Annotated in this window: 18 protein-coding genes; 11 read left to right on the plus strand and 7 right to left on the minus strand. The window is 66.7% G+C overall.

Annotation, left to right across the window (positions count from 1 at the left end; all coding sequences use genetic code 11):
* Window positions 1-72: 72 nt before the first annotated feature.
* Both AC1DN0_RS09250 and AC1DN0_RS09255 read right to left on the minus strand, forming a co-directional pair.
* Window positions 73-996, minus strand: coding sequence for a LysR family transcriptional regulator (locus AC1DN0_RS09250; RefSeq protein WP_441628727.1), 924 nt, complete (start codon window positions 994-996; stop codon window positions 73-75).
* A gap of 124 nt (window positions 997-1,120) precedes the next feature.
* Entirely contained in the window at window positions 1,121-2,206 is a 1,086-nt protein-coding gene (locus AC1DN0_RS09255; RefSeq protein WP_441628729.1) for a calcium:cation antiporter, read from the minus strand.
* A gap of 426 nt (window positions 2,207-2,632) precedes the next feature.
* On the opposite strand from AC1DN0_RS09255, the gene AC1DN0_RS09260 reads away from it, so the two are divergent.
* Window positions 2,633-3,058 carry an OsmC family protein gene (locus tag AC1DN0_RS09260; protein ID WP_441628731.1) on the plus strand — a complete coding sequence of 142 codons (426 nt, stop codon included), beginning with the start codon at window positions 2,633-2,635 and terminating at the stop codon, window positions 3,056-3,058.
* A 188-nt stretch (window positions 3,059-3,246) separates the two neighbouring features.
* On the plus strand, window positions 3,247-3,978 hold the full coding sequence (locus AC1DN0_RS09265; RefSeq protein WP_441628733.1) for a BON domain-containing protein: 732 nt from the start codon (window positions 3,247-3,249) through the stop codon (window positions 3,976-3,978).
* Between the two features lie 78 nt (window positions 3,979-4,056).
* Here AC1DN0_RS09265 and AC1DN0_RS09270 read toward each other — a convergent pair whose 3' ends face one another.
* Window positions 4,057-5,067, minus strand: a complete 1,011-nt coding sequence (locus AC1DN0_RS09270) for a GlxA family transcriptional regulator (RefSeq protein WP_441628844.1) — start codon at window positions 5,065-5,067, stop codon at window positions 4,057-4,059.
* Between the two features lie 250 nt (window positions 5,068-5,317).
* On the opposite strand from AC1DN0_RS09270, the gene AC1DN0_RS09275 reads away from it, so the two are divergent.
* Window positions 5,318-6,577: a glutamate carboxypeptidase gene (locus AC1DN0_RS09275; protein ID WP_441628735.1), complete on the plus strand. Its 1,260-nt coding sequence runs from the start codon at window positions 5,318-5,320 to the stop codon at window positions 6,575-6,577.
* Window positions 6,578-6,692: 115 nt separating this feature from the next.
* On the plus strand, window positions 6,693-7,946 hold the full coding sequence (locus AC1DN0_RS09280) for a M20/M25/M40 family metallo-hydrolase (protein WP_477103499.1): 1,254 nt from the start codon (window positions 6,693-6,695) through the stop codon (window positions 7,944-7,946).
* 145 nt (window positions 7,947-8,091) lie between these two features.
* Here AC1DN0_RS09280 and AC1DN0_RS09285 read toward each other — a convergent pair whose 3' ends face one another.
* Both AC1DN0_RS09285 and AC1DN0_RS09290 read right to left on the minus strand, forming a co-directional pair.
* Window positions 8,092-8,589, minus strand: a complete 498-nt coding sequence (locus AC1DN0_RS09285) for a YybH family protein (RefSeq protein ID WP_477145669.1) — start codon at window positions 8,587-8,589, stop codon at window positions 8,092-8,094.
* Between the two features lie 26 nt (window positions 8,590-8,615).
* The gene (locus AC1DN0_RS09290) at window positions 8,616-9,602 is read right to left on the minus strand and encodes a zinc-binding dehydrogenase (protein WP_477145670.1); all 987 of its coding nucleotides are present in this window, start codon (window positions 9,600-9,602) and stop codon (window positions 8,616-8,618) included.
* A gap of 193 nt (window positions 9,603-9,795) precedes the next feature.
* On the opposite strand from AC1DN0_RS09290, the gene AC1DN0_RS09295 reads away from it, so the two are divergent.
* Complete coding sequence (locus tag AC1DN0_RS09295; RefSeq protein WP_276289875.1) at window positions 9,796-10,668, plus strand: LysR family transcriptional regulator; 873 nt, start codon at window positions 9,796-9,798, stop codon at window positions 10,666-10,668.
* A gap of 178 nt (window positions 10,669-10,846) precedes the next feature.
* Here AC1DN0_RS09295 and AC1DN0_RS09300 read toward each other — a convergent pair whose 3' ends face one another.
* Window positions 10,847-11,740 (minus strand): LysR family transcriptional regulator, encoded by an 894-nt coding sequence (locus tag AC1DN0_RS09300; RefSeq protein WP_441628743.1) that lies wholly within the window; start codon window positions 11,738-11,740, stop codon window positions 10,847-10,849.
* A 148-nt stretch (window positions 11,741-11,888) separates the two neighbouring features.
* Here AC1DN0_RS09300 and AC1DN0_RS09305 point away from each other — a divergent pair, with 148 nt between their 5' ends.
* The 4 genes from AC1DN0_RS09305 to AC1DN0_RS09320 all read left to right on the plus strand — a co-directional run bounded on the left by AC1DN0_RS09305 (window position 11,889) and on the right by AC1DN0_RS09320 (window position 15,533).
* Window positions 11,889-12,374, plus strand: coding sequence for a CidA/LrgA family protein (locus tag AC1DN0_RS09305; RefSeq protein ID WP_441628745.1), 486 nt, complete (start codon window positions 11,889-11,891; stop codon window positions 12,372-12,374).
* Window positions 12,367-13,059, plus strand: a complete 693-nt coding sequence (locus tag AC1DN0_RS09310; protein WP_441628747.1) for an LrgB family protein — start codon at window positions 12,367-12,369, stop codon at window positions 13,057-13,059. The genes AC1DN0_RS09305 and AC1DN0_RS09310 overlap by 8 nt, the downstream gene beginning before the upstream one ends.
* Window positions 13,060-13,353: 294 nt before the next feature.
* Window positions 13,354-14,511 (plus strand): MFS transporter, encoded by a 1,158-nt coding sequence (locus AC1DN0_RS09315; protein ID WP_477145671.1) that lies wholly within the window; start codon window positions 13,354-13,356, stop codon window positions 14,509-14,511.
* 107 nt (window positions 14,512-14,618) lie between these two features.
* Window positions 14,619-15,533: a glutaminase gene (locus tag AC1DN0_RS09320; RefSeq protein WP_035859907.1), complete on the plus strand. Its 915-nt coding sequence runs from the start codon at window positions 14,619-14,621 to the stop codon at window positions 15,531-15,533.
* 13 nt (window positions 15,534-15,546) lie between these two features.
* On the opposite strand, the gene AC1DN0_RS09325 is transcribed toward AC1DN0_RS09320, so the two are convergent.
* Complete coding sequence (locus tag AC1DN0_RS09325) at window positions 15,547-16,185, minus strand: LysE family translocator (RefSeq protein WP_441628752.1); 639 nt, start codon at window positions 16,183-16,185, stop codon at window positions 15,547-15,549.
* Window positions 16,186-16,376: 191 nt separating this feature from the next.
* Here AC1DN0_RS09325 and AC1DN0_RS09330 point away from each other — a divergent pair, with 191 nt between their 5' ends.
* Both AC1DN0_RS09330 and AC1DN0_RS09335 read left to right on the plus strand, forming a co-directional pair.
* Window positions 16,377-16,619 (plus strand): hypothetical protein, encoded by a 243-nt coding sequence (locus AC1DN0_RS09330; protein ID WP_441628754.1) that lies wholly within the window; start codon window positions 16,377-16,379, stop codon window positions 16,617-16,619.
* 456 nt (window positions 16,620-17,075) lie between these two features.
* Window positions 17,076-17,366, plus strand: a complete 291-nt coding sequence (locus tag AC1DN0_RS09335) for a hypothetical protein (RefSeq protein WP_441628756.1) — start codon at window positions 17,076-17,078, stop codon at window positions 17,364-17,366.
* Window positions 17,367-17,414 lie beyond the last annotated feature (48 nt).

The raw sequence follows: 17,414 nt of genomic DNA on the forward strand, positions 1-17,414 counted from the left end.
TCTCATGGCGCACGCAAATTGTGTGCACTCGCCGGCGCGCGTGGCGGGCCGCGGCGCCGGTCAGGCCGCACATCAGGCCGCCTCGGCCAACGGCTGGTGCAGGCCCGTCAGCGCTGCCTTCAGGTGCTCGGCAAAAGCCGCCGCCGGCGGGGGCAGGTTGCGGCCCTTGCGGGCACCCAGCACCAGCCGGCCGCCGCACAGTTCGGGGTCGGACAGCGGCACGGCGACCAGCGTGCCCTGGCGCGCCTCGCGCAGCGTGCCGGCCTGGAACTGGAAGCAGATCGCGCCGGTCTGGCGCGCAAAGCTCATCAGCATCTCCACAGTGGTCGCCTCCAGCATGACCCGTAGCGACAGCCGGTTGCGCGCGCAGATCGCCTCGATCAGCCGCCGGCTGCCGAAGCTCTCGGGCCCGAGCGCGACCGGATAGGGCTGGCAGTCGGACAGCCGCAGCGAGCGCCGGCCAGCCAGCGGATGGTCCGGGCGCATCATTGCGCAGAAGGGTTGCGCGGATACCGTCAGTTCATGCAGGAAGGCGGTGGGAGGGGGATCGTGCGCCAGCAGCAGGTCGGCCTCGTCCTCCCTGAGCGCGGCCAGCAGGTCGCCGGTGTTGCCCACCGACACGCGAAACTGGACGCCGCGATAGGTGGACTGGTAGTGGCCGATGACACCGGGCAGGAAATCCGTAGCGACTGACTCGACCGTCGCAATGCGCACCATGCCGCGCACGAGCCCGCGCAGCTGCTCCATCTGCGCGGCGGCGGAGTCCAGGTCGGCCAGGCTGCGGCGCACGGTGGCGATCAGCACTTCGCCGGCGGCGGTCAGCCGCACCCCGCGCGGCAGGCGCTCGAACAGCGGGGTGCCGACCTGTTGCTCCACCTCCAGGATTTTCCGGTTCAGCGCGGTGGAGGCGACGTGGAGCTGCTCGGCGGCCTTGCGGATCGAGCCGTGGCGGGCCACGGCATCCAGGTAGAGATAGAGGCGAGGGGGGTGGAGCATGGTGATTGCGCTCGGGCGCTAGTGAGATCGATCCGCTCTCACTAGCAAGGATCGTGCGCAGGCGGGACGGCTCGCTTCGCGTCGCGAGGCAGGTGGCCCGCTGGCGGGCCACAGTCAGCGGCGCTCAGGGCACGACGGACAGGAACAGGTAGGCCGCCAGGATGACCAGGTGCACTACGCCTTGCAGCATGGTGGTGCGGCCGGAATGCAGCGTGAGCGTGCTGACCAGTAAGGTCAGCGCGAGCAGCACGGTTTCGGTCGGGCCCAGGCCCAGCATCAGCGGCTTGCCGACCACGATGAAAACCATGGCCACGGTCGGGATGGTCAGTCCGATGCTGGCCAGCGCGGAGCCCAGCGCCAGGTTCATGCTGGTCTGCAACCGGTCGGCGCGCGCGGCGCGCAAGGCGGCCAGGCCTTCCGGCAACAGCACCAGCGCGGCAATCACGATGCCGACCACGGCCGGCGGCGCGCCGGCGCTGGCCACCGCGGCTTCCACCGTGGGCGAGAGCAGCTTGGCCAGGCCGACCACCGCCACCAGGCAAACCAGCAGCATGCCGCCGCTGGCAAGCGCGATCTTCGCGGGCGGCGGCGGCGCGTGCACGCTCTCGTCCGAGGTGCCGTCGACAAGGAAGTAGTCCCGATGGCGCACCGTCTGCACGAACACAAAGCTGCCGTAGAGGACCAGCGAGGCGATGCCCGCGAAGGCCAGTTGCGACTGCGACAGCATGGGTCCGGGGATGGCGCTGGTGTAGTTCGGCAGCACCATCGTGAGCACCGCCAGCGCGGCCAGCACCGCCAGCGCGGCGGTGGCGCCCGGTGCCTGGAAAGCCTGTTCGCGATGGCGCAGCCCGCCGACCAGAAGACAGATCCCCACGATGCCGTTGCATACCAGCATGGCCGCGGCGAACACGGTATCGCGCGCCAGCCCGGCTTTTTCGGGGCCGGAGGACAGCATCACCGAGACGATCAGCGCCACCTCGATCACGGTCACCGCAATCGCCAGCACCAGCGTGCCGAACGGCTCGCCCACTTTGTGCGCTACCACCTCGGCATGGTGGACGGCCGCGAATACCGAGCCCGCGAGGGCCAGGCCGGCCAGCACCAGCAGCAGCGCCTGGCCAGGCGCCGCCATGCCCGCCCCGAGGATGGCCCAGGCTGCCAGTGGCAGCCACAAGGTCCAGGCAGGCAATTTATTGGAAGTCAATGACATCCGTTCTCCCTTTGTTGTGATTGGATGGTGGTCAATTGTGATGGGTGCTGCGCGTTCGCTGCGGACCGCCAGGCGGCTCGCAGCGAGGCTGCTGGCCGTTTTCCGGATTGCGTCCTATTGTGATTCAGCTTGGCCCGGTAGCAATCCGCCGATGTTGCGCGGCGGAAGTAAGGCAGCGGAAGGAGGGTTCGGTTCCCGATTATTGCGATAAATTGAGAGAAATTGTCCATTCATTTGATGGAATTAGCTGTTGATTCAGGAAGTTTGCCTTCTGGTGGAAGATTATTCCCGGCCGGCGGCAGTGAGCTCAGGTGACCATGCCTGCGGCACCAACGCTGCACCGAAGTATGCGGACGGGCACTTGCCGCCTCACCCCCGGCGCGGCGAAGGTTGCGCCACATTGCTTTTCGACCATGGAGAACACTCATGCAAAAGTACGGATCGGCTAAATGGCAGGGCGGCATCAAGGACGGCCTGGGCAGCATCTCGGCGGAGAGCGGAGTGCTCAAGGACGCGCCATACGGCTTCAAGGCCCGCTTCGAGGGAGGGCCGGGCACCAATCCCGAGGAACTCATCGGGGCGGCCCATGCCGGCTGTTTCTCCATGGCGCTGTCGCTGTTCCTGGGCGAAGCCAAGATGGTCGCCGAGAGCATCGCGACCAAGGCCACCGTCACCCTGGACAAGGATGATTCTGGCTTCACCATCACGGCCGTGCACCTGGACGTGAAGGTGCGCGTCCCCGGTGCCGACAAGGCCGCGGTCGAGAAGGCACTGCAAACGGCCAAGGCGGGCTGCCCGGTCTCGAAGCTGCTCAAGGCCGAGATCACCATGGACGCCACGGTAGAGACCTGAGCGGCGGTTCGCGCGGGCTGGCTTGCGTCCGTCACTCCGCCCTGGCAACAGGTCGGGCGTAGCCAGCCTGGCTACCTATAATGAAGATTCGCCGCTTCGCGCCGTAGTATCGGCGTGGCGCCGCGAGGGCGTTCGCCGGACGGAACGCCGTCTCCTATATCCAGACCTTCAAAGATAAGGCAGACATCATGTATAGCAGTGAAGCAGTCCTGACCCAGGCTCGGGCGGCCATCGCCCACGTGCCCTTTCACAGCCATGCCATCCATCCCACCATCCACCTGCGCCTGAGCGACGGCGCGCTGATTCTCGAAGGCGAAGTGCCCGATATTGTCGACAAGAGCCGCGTTGCCGCCTCGGTGCGCCGTGTCGACGGTGTGTCGGCGGTAATCGACCACCTGCGCGTGACCGACGGCGGTGCGGCGGTTGGCGACGGCGAACTGCGCAATGCGATCTGCGTGCGCCTGCTGCAGGCGATCGATTTCCGCAATTGCCGGATCTGCGCGCACACCAAGGGGCGCATCGAACCGGTGCGCGAGGCCGTTGGCGAGTCCAGCGGCGAGATCGAGATCGAAGTCGTCGACGGCGTCGTGACGCTGCGGGGGCACGTGATCAGCCTGTCGCACATGCGGCTGGCCGGCGTGCTGGCCTGGTGGTCGCGTGGCTGCCGCTGCGTGGTCAACGAACTGGTGGTGGCCCCGGCGGAAGCCGACCGCGACGACGAAGTCACGGAAGCGCTCAAGCTGGTCCTGGAGACAGACCAGTTCGTCGATGCCGACCGCATCCAGGTACGTACGGAGAACCGGGTGGTCACGCTTGAAGGCTACGCCACCACCGAAGCCGCGAAACGCCAGGCCGAGCGGGATGCCTGGTACGTGCATGGCGTGGAGGATGTCGTCAATCGCATCGTGCTGAGTAGTTGAACAGACGTTTGCAACCTGAAGCCCGGACGGTGGGGCCGCGCAAGGCTGGCGGCCCCCGCTCTGGTGCGCCCGATGCGCTCATGCGCTGCCGGCCGTGCGCGGCATGTCCTCCACGCGCCAGTAGCGCCGCTGCGAGCGCAGCGCGAAGCGCGCCCGATAGCTCGACAGCGACATCCCCGTAGCCCGCTGGAACAGCCGGCGGAACGCCGCCGCATCGCTGTAGCCGCAGGCTTCCGCCACGGCTTGCGAGCCGTGCAGCGTCACCTCCAGCAAGGTCTTGGCGCGCTCCACGCGCAGCCCGTGCAGATACTCCAGCGGCGTCATGCCGCTGACTTGCCGGAAATGCCGCAGCAAGGTGCGCTCGCTGGTGGCGGCCGCCTGCGCCACCAGGGCCAGCCGGTACGGCGCATCGACGTTGGCCTGCAGCCAGCGCATGGCGCGATAGACCGGGCTGTCGGCTGTCTTGCTGAGCCAGCGTTGCGACACCAGTTCCGGCGTGAGCTGCTGGCGCTCGGCCTGGTACAGCAGCATGCGCGAACAAGTCTGCGCGAGGTCCGGGTCATGCAGGTGGCCCAGCACGCGCAACATGAACTCCGTTTGCAGCGCCGGCGCGACGCAGCCGAACACGCGCTGATGCACGCTCATCGGTTCACTGGCGGAGAAATCGCAGCGGGGATAGCGCTTGGCCATCCAGCTCTGGAAGGTCCAGGGCGCGCCCATGCGCGCGCCATCGAGCAGGCCAAGTTCGGCGGCGAAGGCGATACCGCTTGCCCCGGCGGCAAGCCAGCCGCCCGCCTGCGCGTGGCGCTCCAGCAAGCGCAGCGCCTGGGTCGCGCCGCTGACGATTTCGCCCAGATGCGGGGCATTGCGCGCCAGCAGGCCCGGTATGACGACCAGCGCATTGCCATCGGCCGCGGCGCGCCGGCGCCGCCGCGCGGGCTCCAGGCCCAGGGCAGGCAGGGCGAGCGCGCGGCCCGACGGGCCGATCACGCTCCAGCTCAGGTCGCGGTCCGCATCCGGGCGTTGCAGCCTGGCCACCCCGGCCGCCGCGCGCAGCACGTCCAGCGCCCCGAACAGCATCCCCGGCATGGCCTCCGGCAGCCATAGCAGGCGCACGTGCAGCGGCACGGGGCGGCTCGCGCCGCTGGTGGCGGGATTGTCGGGGTTGTCGGATCCGGCGGGCGGCGCCGGGAGGGCGGAGGAGTCAGCGTCGGGCATGGCGGGATCGGCATTCCAATTGGCGGGATTGATCCTACCTTGCCGCGCGCGCAAGGGCTAGCATCGTCGCTCGGCGGGCAACCGCCTGACCACAATAACGATGCAAGCAACAGGAGACTTCATGCAGCCATCCCTGCGCCGACTTACCCAGACCGCTGTCGCCGCGCTCACGCTGGCCCTCGGTGCCGCCGGCAGCGCCCGCGCCGCCGATGCGCAACTGCTGGACGCGGCCCGCGCGGCCGAGCCCGCGCTGATCCAGTCGCTCAAGGACATGGTGTCGATCGAGTCCGGCAGCGCCAACGCGGCGGGCCTGGCGCAGATGGCCAGCTTCACCGAAGGCCGGCTCAAGGCGCTGGGCGCCAGCACCGAGCGCATCCCCGTCACCAAAGGCCCGGGCACCATGGTCAAGGGCACGTTCACCGGCACGGGCAAGCGCCGCATCATGCTGATCGCCCACATGGATACGGTTTACGGGCCGAACACGCTGGCGACGCAGCCCATCAGGCTGGATGGCAACCGCCTGTACGGTCCCGGCATCGCCGATGACAAGGGCGGCATCGCCGTGATCCTGCATTCGCTGGCGATTCTCAAGGCGGCCGGCTGGAAGGACTACGCCGAGCTGACGGTGCTGTTGAACCCGGATGAGGAAGTGGGCTCGCCCGGTTCCGGCGACACCATCGCCAGGCTGGCCGAACAGTATGACGTGGTGCTCTCCTGCGAGCCCTCGGCCGGCTCTGTGGTGATGAAAGGCCAACCCCTGCTGCTGGCTTCCGCCGGCGTCGCCACCGCCACGCTCGATGTCAAAGGCCGTGCGGCACATGCCGGCGCCGCGCCGGAGCTGGGCCGCAATGCGCTTTACGAACTGTCATACCAGATGCTCCAGACGCGCGACGTGGCCAAGGACGTGCCGGGCGCGGCGCTGGTCTGGACCCGCGCGAGCGCCAACGGCCCGCTGAACCAGATCACCGAGAAGGCCGAAGCCGTGGGCGATGTCCGACTGACCCAGCCCGGCGCGCTGGAGAAACTGCAGACGGCGCTCCAGGCCAAGCTTGGCTCCAGCAAGCTGGTTCCCGACACCGAAACCACGCTCAACCTCACGCCCGGCCATCCGCCGTACGTGGCCGACCAGCGCAGCCGCGCGCTGGCAGCGCGGGCGCAGGCCATCTACAAGGAGATCGACCGTGACCTGACGCTGGTGCCGCAGACCGGCGGCGGCACCGACGCGGGCTACGCCGCGCGCTCGGGCAAGCCCACGGTGCTGGAGAGCTTCGGCCTGGCGGGCTTCGGCTACCACGCGCGCGACGAGTACATCGAAATCGATTCGATCGTGCCGCGGCTCTACCTGATGTCGCGCATCCTGCAGGAGATCGGGCGCAACTGACGCGCGCCCGACGCGTACCTGCCGATGATTGGCGGCGGCGCGTTTGCGTTGCCGCCGCCAGCGCAAACTGGCAAGAACGAATCCACAAGTACAAACATCCTCAACGGGAGATTTCATGCATTCATCCTTGCGCCGGCTTACGCATGCCGCCATGGCCGTCCTTGCCCTCGCCACCGGCAGCGCCTGCGCCGCGGATGCCCGGTTGCTGGACGCGGCGCGCACCGCGGAGCCGTCGGTGATCCAGTCGCTCAAGGAGATGGTGTCGATCGAGTCCGGCAGCGCCAACGCGGCGGGACTGGCGCAGATGGCCAGCTATACCGAAGGCCGCCTGAAGGCGCTCGGCGCCGGCACCGAACGCATCGCCGTGACAAAAGGCCCCGGCACCATGGTCAAGGGCACGCTCACCGGCACGGGCAAGCGCCGCATCATGCTGATCGCCCACATGGACACGGTTTATCCGGCCAATACGCTGGCGACGCAGCCGATCAGGCAGGAAGGCAACCGCCTTTACGGCCCCGGCATCGCCGACGACAAGGGCGGCATCGCGGTGATCCTGCATTCGCTGGCCATCCTCAAGGCGGCCGGCTGGCAGGACTACGCGCAACTGACCGTCCTGTTCAACCCGGACGAGGAAGTGGGCTCGGTCGGTTCCGGCGAGACCATCGCCAGCCTGGCCGACCAGCATGACGTAGTGCTGTCGTTCGAGCCGACCGCCGCCAAGGCGGTGGTCAAGGCCGAAGCCCTGTTGATGGGCGCCAGCGGCACCGCCACCGCCACCATGGAGGTGAAGGGCCGCGCCTCGCATGCCGGCGCCGCGCCGGAACTGGGCCGCAATGCGCTGATCGAGCTGGCCTACCAGTTGCAGCAGACGCGGGACGTGGCCAAATCGGTGCCGGGCACCCAGCTCAACTGGACCACCGCCCAGTCCGGCGAGGTACGCAACCAGATCCCCGAGCGTGCCACCGCCATCGGCGACGTGCGCATGACGGTCAAGGACGGCCCGGAGAAGCTGCAAGCCGCGCTGCAGAAGAAGGTCGAGGAGGGCAAGCTCGTCCCCGACACGCAGACCACGGTGACCATGGAAGCCGGCCGCCCGCCGTTTGTCGCCAACGCACGCGGCCGCGAACTGGCGCAGCGCGCGCAAGCCATCTACGCCGAACTCGACGGCCGCCAGCTGGCGCTGGCCGAAGGCACCGGCGGCGGCACCGACGCGGGCTTCGCCGGGCGTTCCGGCAAGGCCGTGGTGGTGGAGAGCTTTGGCCTCGCGGGCTTCGGCTACCACGCGCGCGACGAATACATCGAGATCGATTCGATCGTGCCGCGGTTGTACCTGCTGACGCGCATCCTTCAGGAGATCGGGCGCAACTGATCCCGTCCCGCAGGGCGTTCGGCGGGTTTGCAGGCAGGGTGGAAGTCCTGCCTGCAGCCTGCCCGCAGGGCAGGATCTCTTTCGTTAGGACGGGGCCGTCGCAACGCCACCATCCGCCGGGTCGGGCGCAGGTGGCCATGGTCGCTCAGTCCGGTCGGGCCGGCGGGTTGGTGGTCGAGAAGATGTAGCGGGCGAATCGCCACTGACCATCGGCTTCGCGACGCAGCAGGAACAATTCCTGGTTGGCTTCGGGCCCAGGCGGGACTGCATTGCCCAGCCGCGTCACCGTGCCGCGTGAGCGGGTACGAGCATAGGCCCACTCATCCGATAGCAGGCGGATCTCATCGATCTCGAAGCGCACATTGAGCTTGATCGAGTCGAAGACATGCCCATAAGCGCGTCGGACCGCCTCGCGGCCCACGGCCGGCGAACCGTTTTGCGGCATGAATACCGGGTCGCGGGCATAGAGCGACATGATCCGCTCGATGTCGGCACTGTTCAGCGCCTGCTCGTAACGAGCGAGCTGTCCGGATATGGCCGTACTCACTGCGGCTTCCGATGCCGGCGTGGCTCCCTGGGCAGCAGRCTGCAACAGCATGGACGCTGCAACCGCAGCCAACGGGACACGAAGTATGTTACGCATGATGCTGTCCTCGGAATCGGTCGCGACTAAAGTCGCACGACGAGCTTGCCGAGGGCCCGGTTGCTCTCCATCAGGCTGTGGGCCTGGCGGACTTCATCGAAATCGAACGTCCTGGCATGCGTCGATGGAATGAGACCTTTGGCGAGATCCTGCGCAATCCATGGCAGCGGCGATTCCGACAGCGGCAAAGCGGCAGTGCCCAGCAGGCCGCTCGGGAAAAAGTTGAGGCGCACCGCGGCGGGAAGGTCTTGCATCAGGTGAAACGACTCCAGGGCAGGCGGCCCCCCTAACAAGCCGATAACACTGACCGCCCCGAACGGCCGCAGGGTCTTGACCGTATCGCGCAGCGTCGTGGCGCCGACGACTTCCAGCGCCGCATCCACGCCTTCCGGTGCGATCTGGYGGACATCGGCTGCGATTTCGCCGGTGTCGACGACCACCTTGTCAGCGCCGGCTTCCCGCAGGCGCCCTGCATTCGTCTGCGAGCGGGTGGTGGCAATGACATTCAGGCCGAGCGCCTTGGCGTAGGTGAGCGCTGCAAGGCCGACGGACGACGTGGCGCCGCGTATCAGCAACGTTTGACCACGTTCGACAGCAAGGCTCTTCTCCAGCGCACCCCATGCGGTCAGATAGGCTTCGGGTAGGGCTGCAAGCTCCTCCCATGTCAGGGAGATGTTGTCCAGGGCAATGACATTGCTGCGCAACACGGCTATCTGTTCGGCGTAGCTGCCACCTCGCGTGAATTGCATGCCGCCCATGGCCGTGGCGACGCGCTGACCGGTGCGAAACACGCCCGCGGGATCGTCGACGATCTCGCCGACGGCTTCGATGCCTGGCACGCGTGGCGCGGTGATCGGCCCCATTTTCCCGGCCCGCAGATAGGCTTCGGCGCGATTCAAACCAAATGCGCGCACGCGGATCAAAACTTCGTCCGCCGCTGGCTCCGGGGATGCAATCTCACGCATTTGCAGGACTTCGGGGCCGCCTGCTTGTTCGATGACATAGGCTTTCATGGCTGGTCTCTCTTCAGTGGCGGGGTGAAGGGCTGGCAAGACGGGAATGCCGGATCTTTGACATGTGCGTAACTCCTGATTCAGTTGAAGATGCTGGCCAGGGGCCAGCGCCTGGAAGCAACTTTCGCCTATTCAATGTCGGAAGAAAACCGTTGATTTTGGTAACATTCCTCTCATTTTTGAGAGGTAAAGAATGGACCTCAATGCCGTGGAGATGTTTGTGGAAGTGGTGCAGGCGGGGAGTCTCTCCGCCGCTGCAAGTCGCATGGGCGTACCGCTGCCAACACTAAGCCGCCGGCTTCGGGAACTGGAGCGGCAATTGAACGTGCAGTTGTTGGAGCGTTCAGTGCGTGGAACCAGGCTCACGGACGCCGGGGCGCGCCTCTATGAGCACGCCAGTCGTGGCATCGAGGCCCTGCTGGAGGCGGAGCAGGCCGTCATGAGCGACCAGACACGCCTCAAGGGACGGCTGAGGTTATCGCTACCGCCGTCATTCGAACCCTGGTGGGACCTGCTTGCGGCATTTCAACGCCAGTGTCCCGATATCCGCCTGCATATTTTCACGACCGACCGGCGCGTCGATCTCGTCGAGGATGGCATCGACGTTGCGCTGCGCGTTGGGACAATTGCACACGAGACCATGGTCGCGCGGCGCGTCCTGTCCTATCGTCATGTCCTGGTCGCAAGTCCGGCCCTCGTCGAGCGTCTTGGCATGCCGGAGACGCCCGAGGCTTTGCATCGCTTTCCCTGCGCGGTATGGAACCAGGGCTCGAATGCTCCAACTGTCTGGCGCCTGGGTTCGTCCGAACATAGCCCCGCGGCGGTACTGTCCGCAAATGACTATGCGCACCTGCGCAGCCGGGCGCTTGCCGGTGAGGTCGTCACAGAACTGCCCCCGTTCATGGCTGCCAGCGCCATTCGGGAGAAGAACCTTGTGACCCTGCTGCCAGAACACCCCTTGCCTGTGCAGGAACTCAATTTGCTATATCCCTCGCATCGTCATCCGTCCGCAATCGTCAGGTCCTATCTGGACTTTTGCCAGGCGCAGTTGCCATCCTTCCTCTAGGTTCAGGCATCGGCACGTCCCACGGAGTACCAGTCGGCAGGACGAACAAAATGCTGTTGCGTAGCCCGGTTGTCCAATCTGGGTCGACCACCATTGGTCGATGTGACCGCGACCAGGGCATCGCCTCCTTCGCTTGCGCCGCGCAAGCTGGCCGGACGCAAATTGGCCGCGCATCAGGTCAGACGGATCTGCGGGCAGTGCCGAAGGCCTGCTCGCAACAAGCCAGCCAGGCCCGCGCGGCGCGCGACAAATAGCCTTCCCGCCAGACCAGCCCCAACTCCCACGTCAACTGCGGCGCAACCAACGGCCGGATCGCCACGCGTGCCGGATCCAGCTGGCCTGCTATCGGCGCCGGCAAGATTGCCACGCCCACATCGGCCGCCACCAGTTCCCCGATAAAGTCCCAATGCCGGCTCTGCCCCGCAATCTGCGGCGTAAAACCAGCAGCCTCGCATGCGTTCAGGATGACCCGGTAGAGCACAAAGTCATCTTCATACATCACAAAGGGCAGACCAGCCAGATCCGCCAGCCGGACCGGGCCGCCCTTGCGCGGCGCGCGCTCGCCGGGAAACACCGCGACCAGCGCCTGGCGTGTCACGGTCAGGCTGGCCAGGCCCGCCACGGCGGCGGGCAGCACCGTCACCCCCAGGTCCAGTTCGCCCGCGGCCACGCCTTCTTCCAGTGCGCGCCCGCCTTGCTCGCCCAGCCGCAGCTTCACGCCGGGGTACTGGCGGCGATAGGCACCGATTACCGGGGCAAGGTAACGCCCGGCCATGGGGGGAATGCCTACCTTCAGTTCGCCGCGCGCCATGCCGTCCACCTCGGCCACCTCCTGGCGCAGCCGCGCCACTTCGGCCAGCACCGCCTGGCTGCGCGCGAACACAACCTCGCCGGCGTCGGTCAACCGCACCGTGCGGCCTTCGCGCAGCAGCAGCGGGCCGCCCAGTTCGTCTTCCAGGCTCTTGACCATCTTGCTGATGGTGGGCTGGGTAACGTGCAGGGTTTCGGCGGCGCGGGTGAAGCCGTTCTGGCGGACGACTTCCACGAAGTAACGCAGGGCCCGGATATCCATGGTGCCTCCGATGGAATGTGCGATGCCGGATTTGCCATTCCGATCTGGCATCAATTCAATAATTTATATTCATTTTATATATCGAATGGCTCTCCGTACACTAGCGTCACTGCCACTTCGTCCCTGGCGCAATAGACTGACTCGAACCATGCAAAGCGCTGTCCCCTCCACCCCGGCCGCCGCCTCATCCGTACCGCCGCCGATGCCGGCCTTCGGCCGCCTGCGTGCGGGCGCGATCGGGCTCACCCAGGTGGCGGCGCTGTCGGCGCTGTGGTTGCTGGCCGACTGGCTGCGCGTGCGCCTCGGGCTGCCGTTACCGGCCGGTCTGCTCGGGCTGCTGGCGCTGGCGGCGCTGCTGTTCAGTGGCGCGGTGCGCGGCGGCTGGGTGCGGCGCGGCGCGGACTGGCTGCTGGGCGAGATGCTGCTGTTCTTTATCCCGGCGGTGCTGGCGGTGGTGCAGTATCGGGAGCTGGTCAGGCACCAGGGTTGGCGCATCTGCGCGGTGATCGCCCTGAGCACGCTGGCGGTGATGGTGGTGACGGCACTGGTGGTGGAGCAGGTGTACCGGCTGGAGCTAAGGCTGGCGCGCCGCGCGAGCAACGCCACCCGCAACGGGCAGCAGCGTCATGCATGACACCGCGCTGGCGGCGCTGAGCCTGGTGGCTACCGTTGCCTTCTATTACTTCAACAAGCGCCTCTATGCGCGCCGCGCCCGCCTGTGGCTGATGCCGCTGCTGGCTACACCCGTGGTGCTGATCGCGCTGGTGCTGGCTGCCCATATTCCCTATCGCGACTACATCGCGGACACGCGCTGGCTGATGTGGCTGCTCGGCCCGGCCACCATCGCTTTCGCGTTGCCGATCTACGATCACCGCAAGCTGGTGCGCCAGCACTGGCTGTCGATTTCGCTCGGCGTGCTGGCTGCGGTGCTGACCTCGGTGGTCAGTTCGGTCTGGCTGGCGCGCGGTTTCGGCTTGTCGGTGATGCTGCAGAAGGGCCTGGCGGTGCGTTCGGTGACGACGCCGTTCGCCGTGGATGCGGTGCGCGCGCTGGGCGGGCCGCCTGATCTAGCCGCGATCTTTGTCGTGATCACCGGGCTGACGGGCATGGCCATCGGCGAGGCCGTGCTGGCCTGCCTGCCTTCGGTACGCAGCCGGCTGGCGCAGGGCGCCATCTTTGGCGCCGCCGCGCACGGCGCCGGTACGGCCAAGGCGCGCCAGCTTGGCGAAGTGCAAGGCGTGGTGGCATCGCTGGTGATGATGATCGCCGGGCTGGTCAGCGTGTTGGCGGCACCGCTGATCCGCAGCGTGTTCTTTTGAGGCGGCTTTGCGTAGTACTGCGCGGTCGACGGAAATGCACGGGCGAAACCGCTGAGTAGTACTGCGTAGCCAGTCGCCTTGTGACCGCTTCGGGCACAAGGTTTTTAGCGGGGCGGCCAACGTCCCGCGCGAAATTGGCGCAGAATGCCGGACTTGCGCAATCGTGCCGGCGCGCCGCAAAGCGCTTTTCACATGCACGCGGCGTGCTGTCCTTTTCGCCGCGGCGTGCGCAACGTCCATCTCCGCCGGGCGCGCAAGCTTCGCCGATCTCTCTCGTCCTTCAATAACAACATCATGCGATTACCGCTACTCGCGCTGGCTGCCGCGGCCTTTGGCATTGGCACCACCGAATTCGTCATCATGGGGCTGTTGCCCGATGTCGCCGCCGATCTAGGCGTCTCCGCGCCGGCTGCCGGCATGCTGGTTTCCGGCTATGCCATCGGCGTGGCCGTGGGCGCGCCTATCCTCGCCATCCTCACCGCCAGGTGGCCGCGCAAGACCGCGCTGGTCGGGTTGATGGGCTTGTTCATCCTCGGCAATGCGTTGTGCGCGCTGGCGCCCAACTATGCACTGCTGATGGCCGCGCGCGTGGTCACGGCGTTCTGCCATGCCGCCTTTTTCGGCATTGGTGCGGTGGTGGCCGCCGAGCTGGTCCCGCGCGAGAAGCGCGCGCAGGCTGTCGCGCTGATGTTCACCGGCCTGACGGTGGCCAATGTGCTGGGCGTGCCGTTTGGCACCGCCTTCGGCCACCTGATGGGCTGGCGCTCCACGTTCTGGGCTGTCACCGTGATCGGCGTGGCCGCCGCCACGGCGCTGGTGGCATGGCTGCCAAAGGCCATTCCGATGCAGGCCGGCAGCATCCTGCGCGAATTCCGCTCGATCGGCGCGGCCCAGGTCCAGCTTGCGTTGCTGATCAGCACGCTGGCTTCGGTCAGCATGTTCACGGTGTTTACGTATATCGCCTACATCCTGCGCGACGTGACCGGCTTCAYCGCGCAGCAGGAGAGCATGGTGCTGCTGCTGTTCGGCGCAGGCATCACCGTGGGCGGCCTGGCCGGCGGCAAGCTGGCCGACTGGAAGCTGATGCCGGCGCTTGCCAGCCTGCTGGCAGCGGTGGCGGTGGTGCAACTGGTGTTCTCGTGGACCAGCCATTTTCCGGTGCCGACGCTGTTCACGCTGTTTGTCTGGGGCATGGTGAGCTTTGCGGTGGTGCCCGCCACGCAGGTGCGCGTGCTCGACAAGGCCAAGGGCGCGCCCAACCTGGCTTCCACGCTGAACCAGGGCGCCTTCAACCTGGGCAACGCCACCGGCGCGTGGCTGGGCGGGTTGATGATCAGCGCGGGCCTGCCGCTGACACAACTGCCCTGGCTGGGTGCGGCGGTGGCCGCGCTGGCATTGCTGGCGGTTGGCGTGTCGGCCTCGCTGGACCGGGGCCGGCGGGTGGCGGCGTAAGGCCGCTGCAAGGCCATGTCTCGTTGTACGATACGCGGAACCCGCTGGCGGCCCGGATGTTGTCCGGCCCGCGGCGGCCCGGAACAGAGCGGCTCGGCGACCCCGGCATGGACTACGCACACATCCTCCAACGCATCCACCGCGACATCGCGCCCCTGCTGGGCCAAGGGCGGGTGGCGGACTACATCCCCGAACTGAGCAAGGTGCCCGCCACGCGTTTCGGCATGGCGCTGGTGTTTGCCGATGGCCGCAGCCATTGCGTGGGCGACGCCGCGGTGCCGTTTTCGATCCAGAGCATTTCCAAGCTGTTCGCCTGCACGCTGGCTTTCCAGTTGCTGGGGGAGGACCTGTGGCAGCGGGTAGGGCGAGAGCCTTCGGGCAATGCCTTTAACTCGCTGGTGCAGCTGGAGTACGAGCAAGGCAAGCCGCGCAACCCCTTTATCAACGCCGGCGCGCTGGTGGTGACGGACGTACTGTGCAGCCGCTTCGTCCAGGCGGAGACCGCGCTGGTGCAGTTCATCCGCCGGCTCAGCAATAACCCGGCCATCGACTACGACCCGAAGGTGGCGCAGTCCGAGCGCGAGCACGCGGACCGCAATCGCGCCATGGCTTACTTCATGAAGGATTTTGGCCGGCTGGATATGCCGGTGGACAAAGTCATTGACGCCTATTGCCGCCAGTGCGCCATTGCCATGACCTGCGAAGACCTGGCGCGCGCGGCGCTGTTCCTTGCGCACGGCGGCGTGGTGCCCTGGAGCGGCGAGCGCGTGCTCGGCGCCAGCCCTGCCAAGCGGCTTTCGGCCCTGATGCTCACCTGCGGCACCTACGATGCCGCGGGCGATTTTGTCTACCGGGTGGGTTTGCCGGCCAAGAGCGGCGTGGGCGGCGGCATCGTGGCGGTGCTGCCGGGGCGCTGGGCGGTGTGCGTGTGGTCGCCGGGGCTGGACCACAGCGGCAACTCGCTGGCGGGTGTGCAGGCGCTGGAGTGGCTGACTACGCTAAGCGGGCATTCGATTTTCTGAGCCCGGCGGGGCCTCAGTCCTGTGCGCGGCGGAACAGCGCCAGTCCGCCCGCCAGCGCCATCAGCGTGCCGCCGGATACGCGATTCAGCCAGCGCATGCCGTCGCCGTGGAAGGCGTGCACGATCCTGGCGCCAAGGGCCGCGTACACCAGCATGGCCAGCAGGTTCAGCAAGCATTGCGCGATCGTCAAAACGGCGTACTGTGGGAGCAAGGACGCGCTGGTGTCGATGAACTGCGGCAGGAACGCCGAAATAAACAGCAACGCCTTCGGGTTGGTGACGGCTACCAGGAAGCTGCGTGAAAACAACACATGTGCCCGGCCGCTATCCACGGCCGCCGCGAATTCCGCCGGTGCCGTGGCCGGTACATTGCCGGAGCGCAGCAGTTTCCATCCCACATAGGCCAGGTAGGCCGCGCCAAACCATTTGATCAACGCGAAGGCTATCTCGGATGCTGCGATTACTGCGCCAAGCCCGGCCGCAACGGTGGCGATCAGGATGATATCTGCAGCGATCGCGCCCGCCATGCCCCACGCTGCCTTGCGCACGCCATGCCGCGAGCCGTTATTCAGGGCGAGCAGGACGGTGGGGCCGGGCGTGGCGATGGTCACGGCGGAAGCAAAGAGAAACAGGAGCAGGGTGGCGAGTGTCATGGTCTGATCTGGCGTGCGGCAGGGCGGTGACATTGCCTGGCATCATAGAGCAGACATACCAACTTTTGATACGATGGCGGATAGATTCCAACGATAGCCCGCAGGCGTCATGGCGCTTGTGACGGGCACGATTCAACGAATGGCGTGCCCTTGGCGACGTTGCGATTCTCCAATAAGAATCGGAGACAGCGATGATCAAAGAGATTGCATGGAAGAAGCGGGTTTTTGAGACACATGAGGTACAGGTGCAGGTGCGGCCCAGAACGCCCAACGTCTGGGAGTACACGGTCCGGGTCTGCCGCCCCGGCACGAATATCCGGGCTGCAGGGACCTTGCTGGAGTCATCGAAGGTGACGGACCTGTTCCCGACGGCGGAGGCGGCCGAGACGGCTGGCTTTGCCCATGGCGCGGAGTTGGCCAAGCGGCTGCTGTAGGTTGCGGTTGAACGGCTTTACGGCATCGGCATCGTTCTGATGCATGTGGCGGTTGATCAAGGCAGGGGTGTGACTTTTTGTTGCGGCCAGTTTGGGCTGCGCCACCCCACGCTATACTTCGCACGTCGCTGCAACCACAGCGGCCGGGTTTGACAGCCCGAAAAGAAGGCGGACAGCCGCCACCAGGCGGCATTTTTATGTCCGTCGCGCCTTTGCACGCCCCTATGGGTGGGCCTGGGCGGGGGAGCCTTCGGGCTCGCCGGTTCCTTCTTTCCGGTCTGTCAACCTCGCCTTGCGCCCGCCCACCCCGATTGACAGCGGGGAACGGGGTTGAAATCGCTTAAGAAGGAGGCACTCCCATGCCCCAGTCTTCGCTCGCCCATTCCGGGCAACTCGCCTGTCCCAACGCTCCCGTCATCTGCCAGCGCCCGAGCGCGTCCCAACGGAGGGCGCACGATGTATGACTACCCGCGCTACAACATCACCGCCCAACGCGCAGGTCGCGACACGTTCCTGACCGCGCATGCCCCATCCGAAAGCCCGCTAAGCCTCGCCGCCGAGAAGACCGCGCAACTCAACGCGCTGTTGTCCGTAGCCATCGAGAACGCTGCCGGCGGCACCCTTTGCAACCTGACTGAAGAAACGCAGGGCCATTTGCTCTCGCTGGCGACCGTGCTCGCGCACGAGACGCTGGTGCTGAGCGAACTGGCCGCGTTGGATGAGCAGGGGGAGGGTGGCGAGGGGTGATGCCAGCGTGCTGCGGATCTGCTGGCGAGGAGCAGTCGAGGTAGCCGT

The sequence above is a fragment of the Cupriavidus sp. 05N39 genome, assembly GCF_056397325.1.

Coding starts and splice junctions, on each gene's coding strand:
- AC1DN0_RS09250 (WP_441628727.1), bottom strand. CDS start 996: ATGCTCCACCCCCCTCGCCTCTATCTCTACCTGGATGCCGTGGCCCGC.
- AC1DN0_RS09255 (WP_441628729.1), bottom strand. CDS start 2,206: ATGTCATTGACTTCCAATAAATTGCCTGCCTGGACCTTGTGGCTGCCA.
- AC1DN0_RS09260 (WP_441628731.1), top strand. CDS start 2,633: ATGCAAAAGTACGGATCGGCTAAATGGCAGGGCGGCATCAAGGACGGC.
- AC1DN0_RS09265 (WP_441628733.1), top strand. CDS start 3,247: ATGTATAGCAGTGAAGCAGTCCTGACCCAGGCTCGGGCGGCCATCGCC.
- AC1DN0_RS09270 (WP_441628844.1), bottom strand. CDS start 5,067: ATGCCGGGGATGCTGTTCGGGGCGCTGGACGTGCTGCGCGCGGCGGCC.
- AC1DN0_RS09275 (WP_441628735.1), top strand. CDS start 5,318: ATGCAGCCATCCCTGCGCCGACTTACCCAGACCGCTGTCGCCGCGCTC.
- AC1DN0_RS09280 (WP_477103499.1), top strand. CDS start 6,693: ATGCATTCATCCTTGCGCCGGCTTACGCATGCCGCCATGGCCGTCCTT.
- AC1DN0_RS09295 (WP_276289875.1), top strand. CDS start 9,796: ATGGACCTCAATGCCGTGGAGATGTTTGTGGAAGTGGTGCAGGCGGGG.
- AC1DN0_RS09300 (WP_441628743.1), bottom strand. CDS start 11,740: ATGGATATCCGGGCCCTGCGTTACTTCGTGGAAGTCGTCCGCCAGAAC.
- AC1DN0_RS09305 (WP_441628745.1), top strand. CDS start 11,889: ATGCAAAGCGCTGTCCCCTCCACCCCGGCCGCCGCCTCATCCGTACCG.
- AC1DN0_RS09310 (WP_441628747.1), top strand. CDS start 12,367: ATGCATGACACCGCGCTGGCGGCGCTGAGCCTGGTGGCTACCGTTGCC.
- AC1DN0_RS09320 (WP_035859907.1), top strand. CDS start 14,619: ATGGACTACGCACACATCCTCCAACGCATCCACCGCGACATCGCGCCC.
- AC1DN0_RS09325 (WP_441628752.1), bottom strand. CDS start 16,185: ATGACACTCGCCACCCTGCTCCTGTTTCTCTTTGCTTCCGCCGTGACC.
- AC1DN0_RS09330 (WP_441628754.1), top strand. CDS start 16,377: ATGATCAAAGAGATTGCATGGAAGAAGCGGGTTTTTGAGACACATGAG.
- AC1DN0_RS09335 (WP_441628756.1), top strand. CDS start 17,076: ATGTATGACTACCCGCGCTACAACATCACCGCCCAACGCGCAGGTCGC.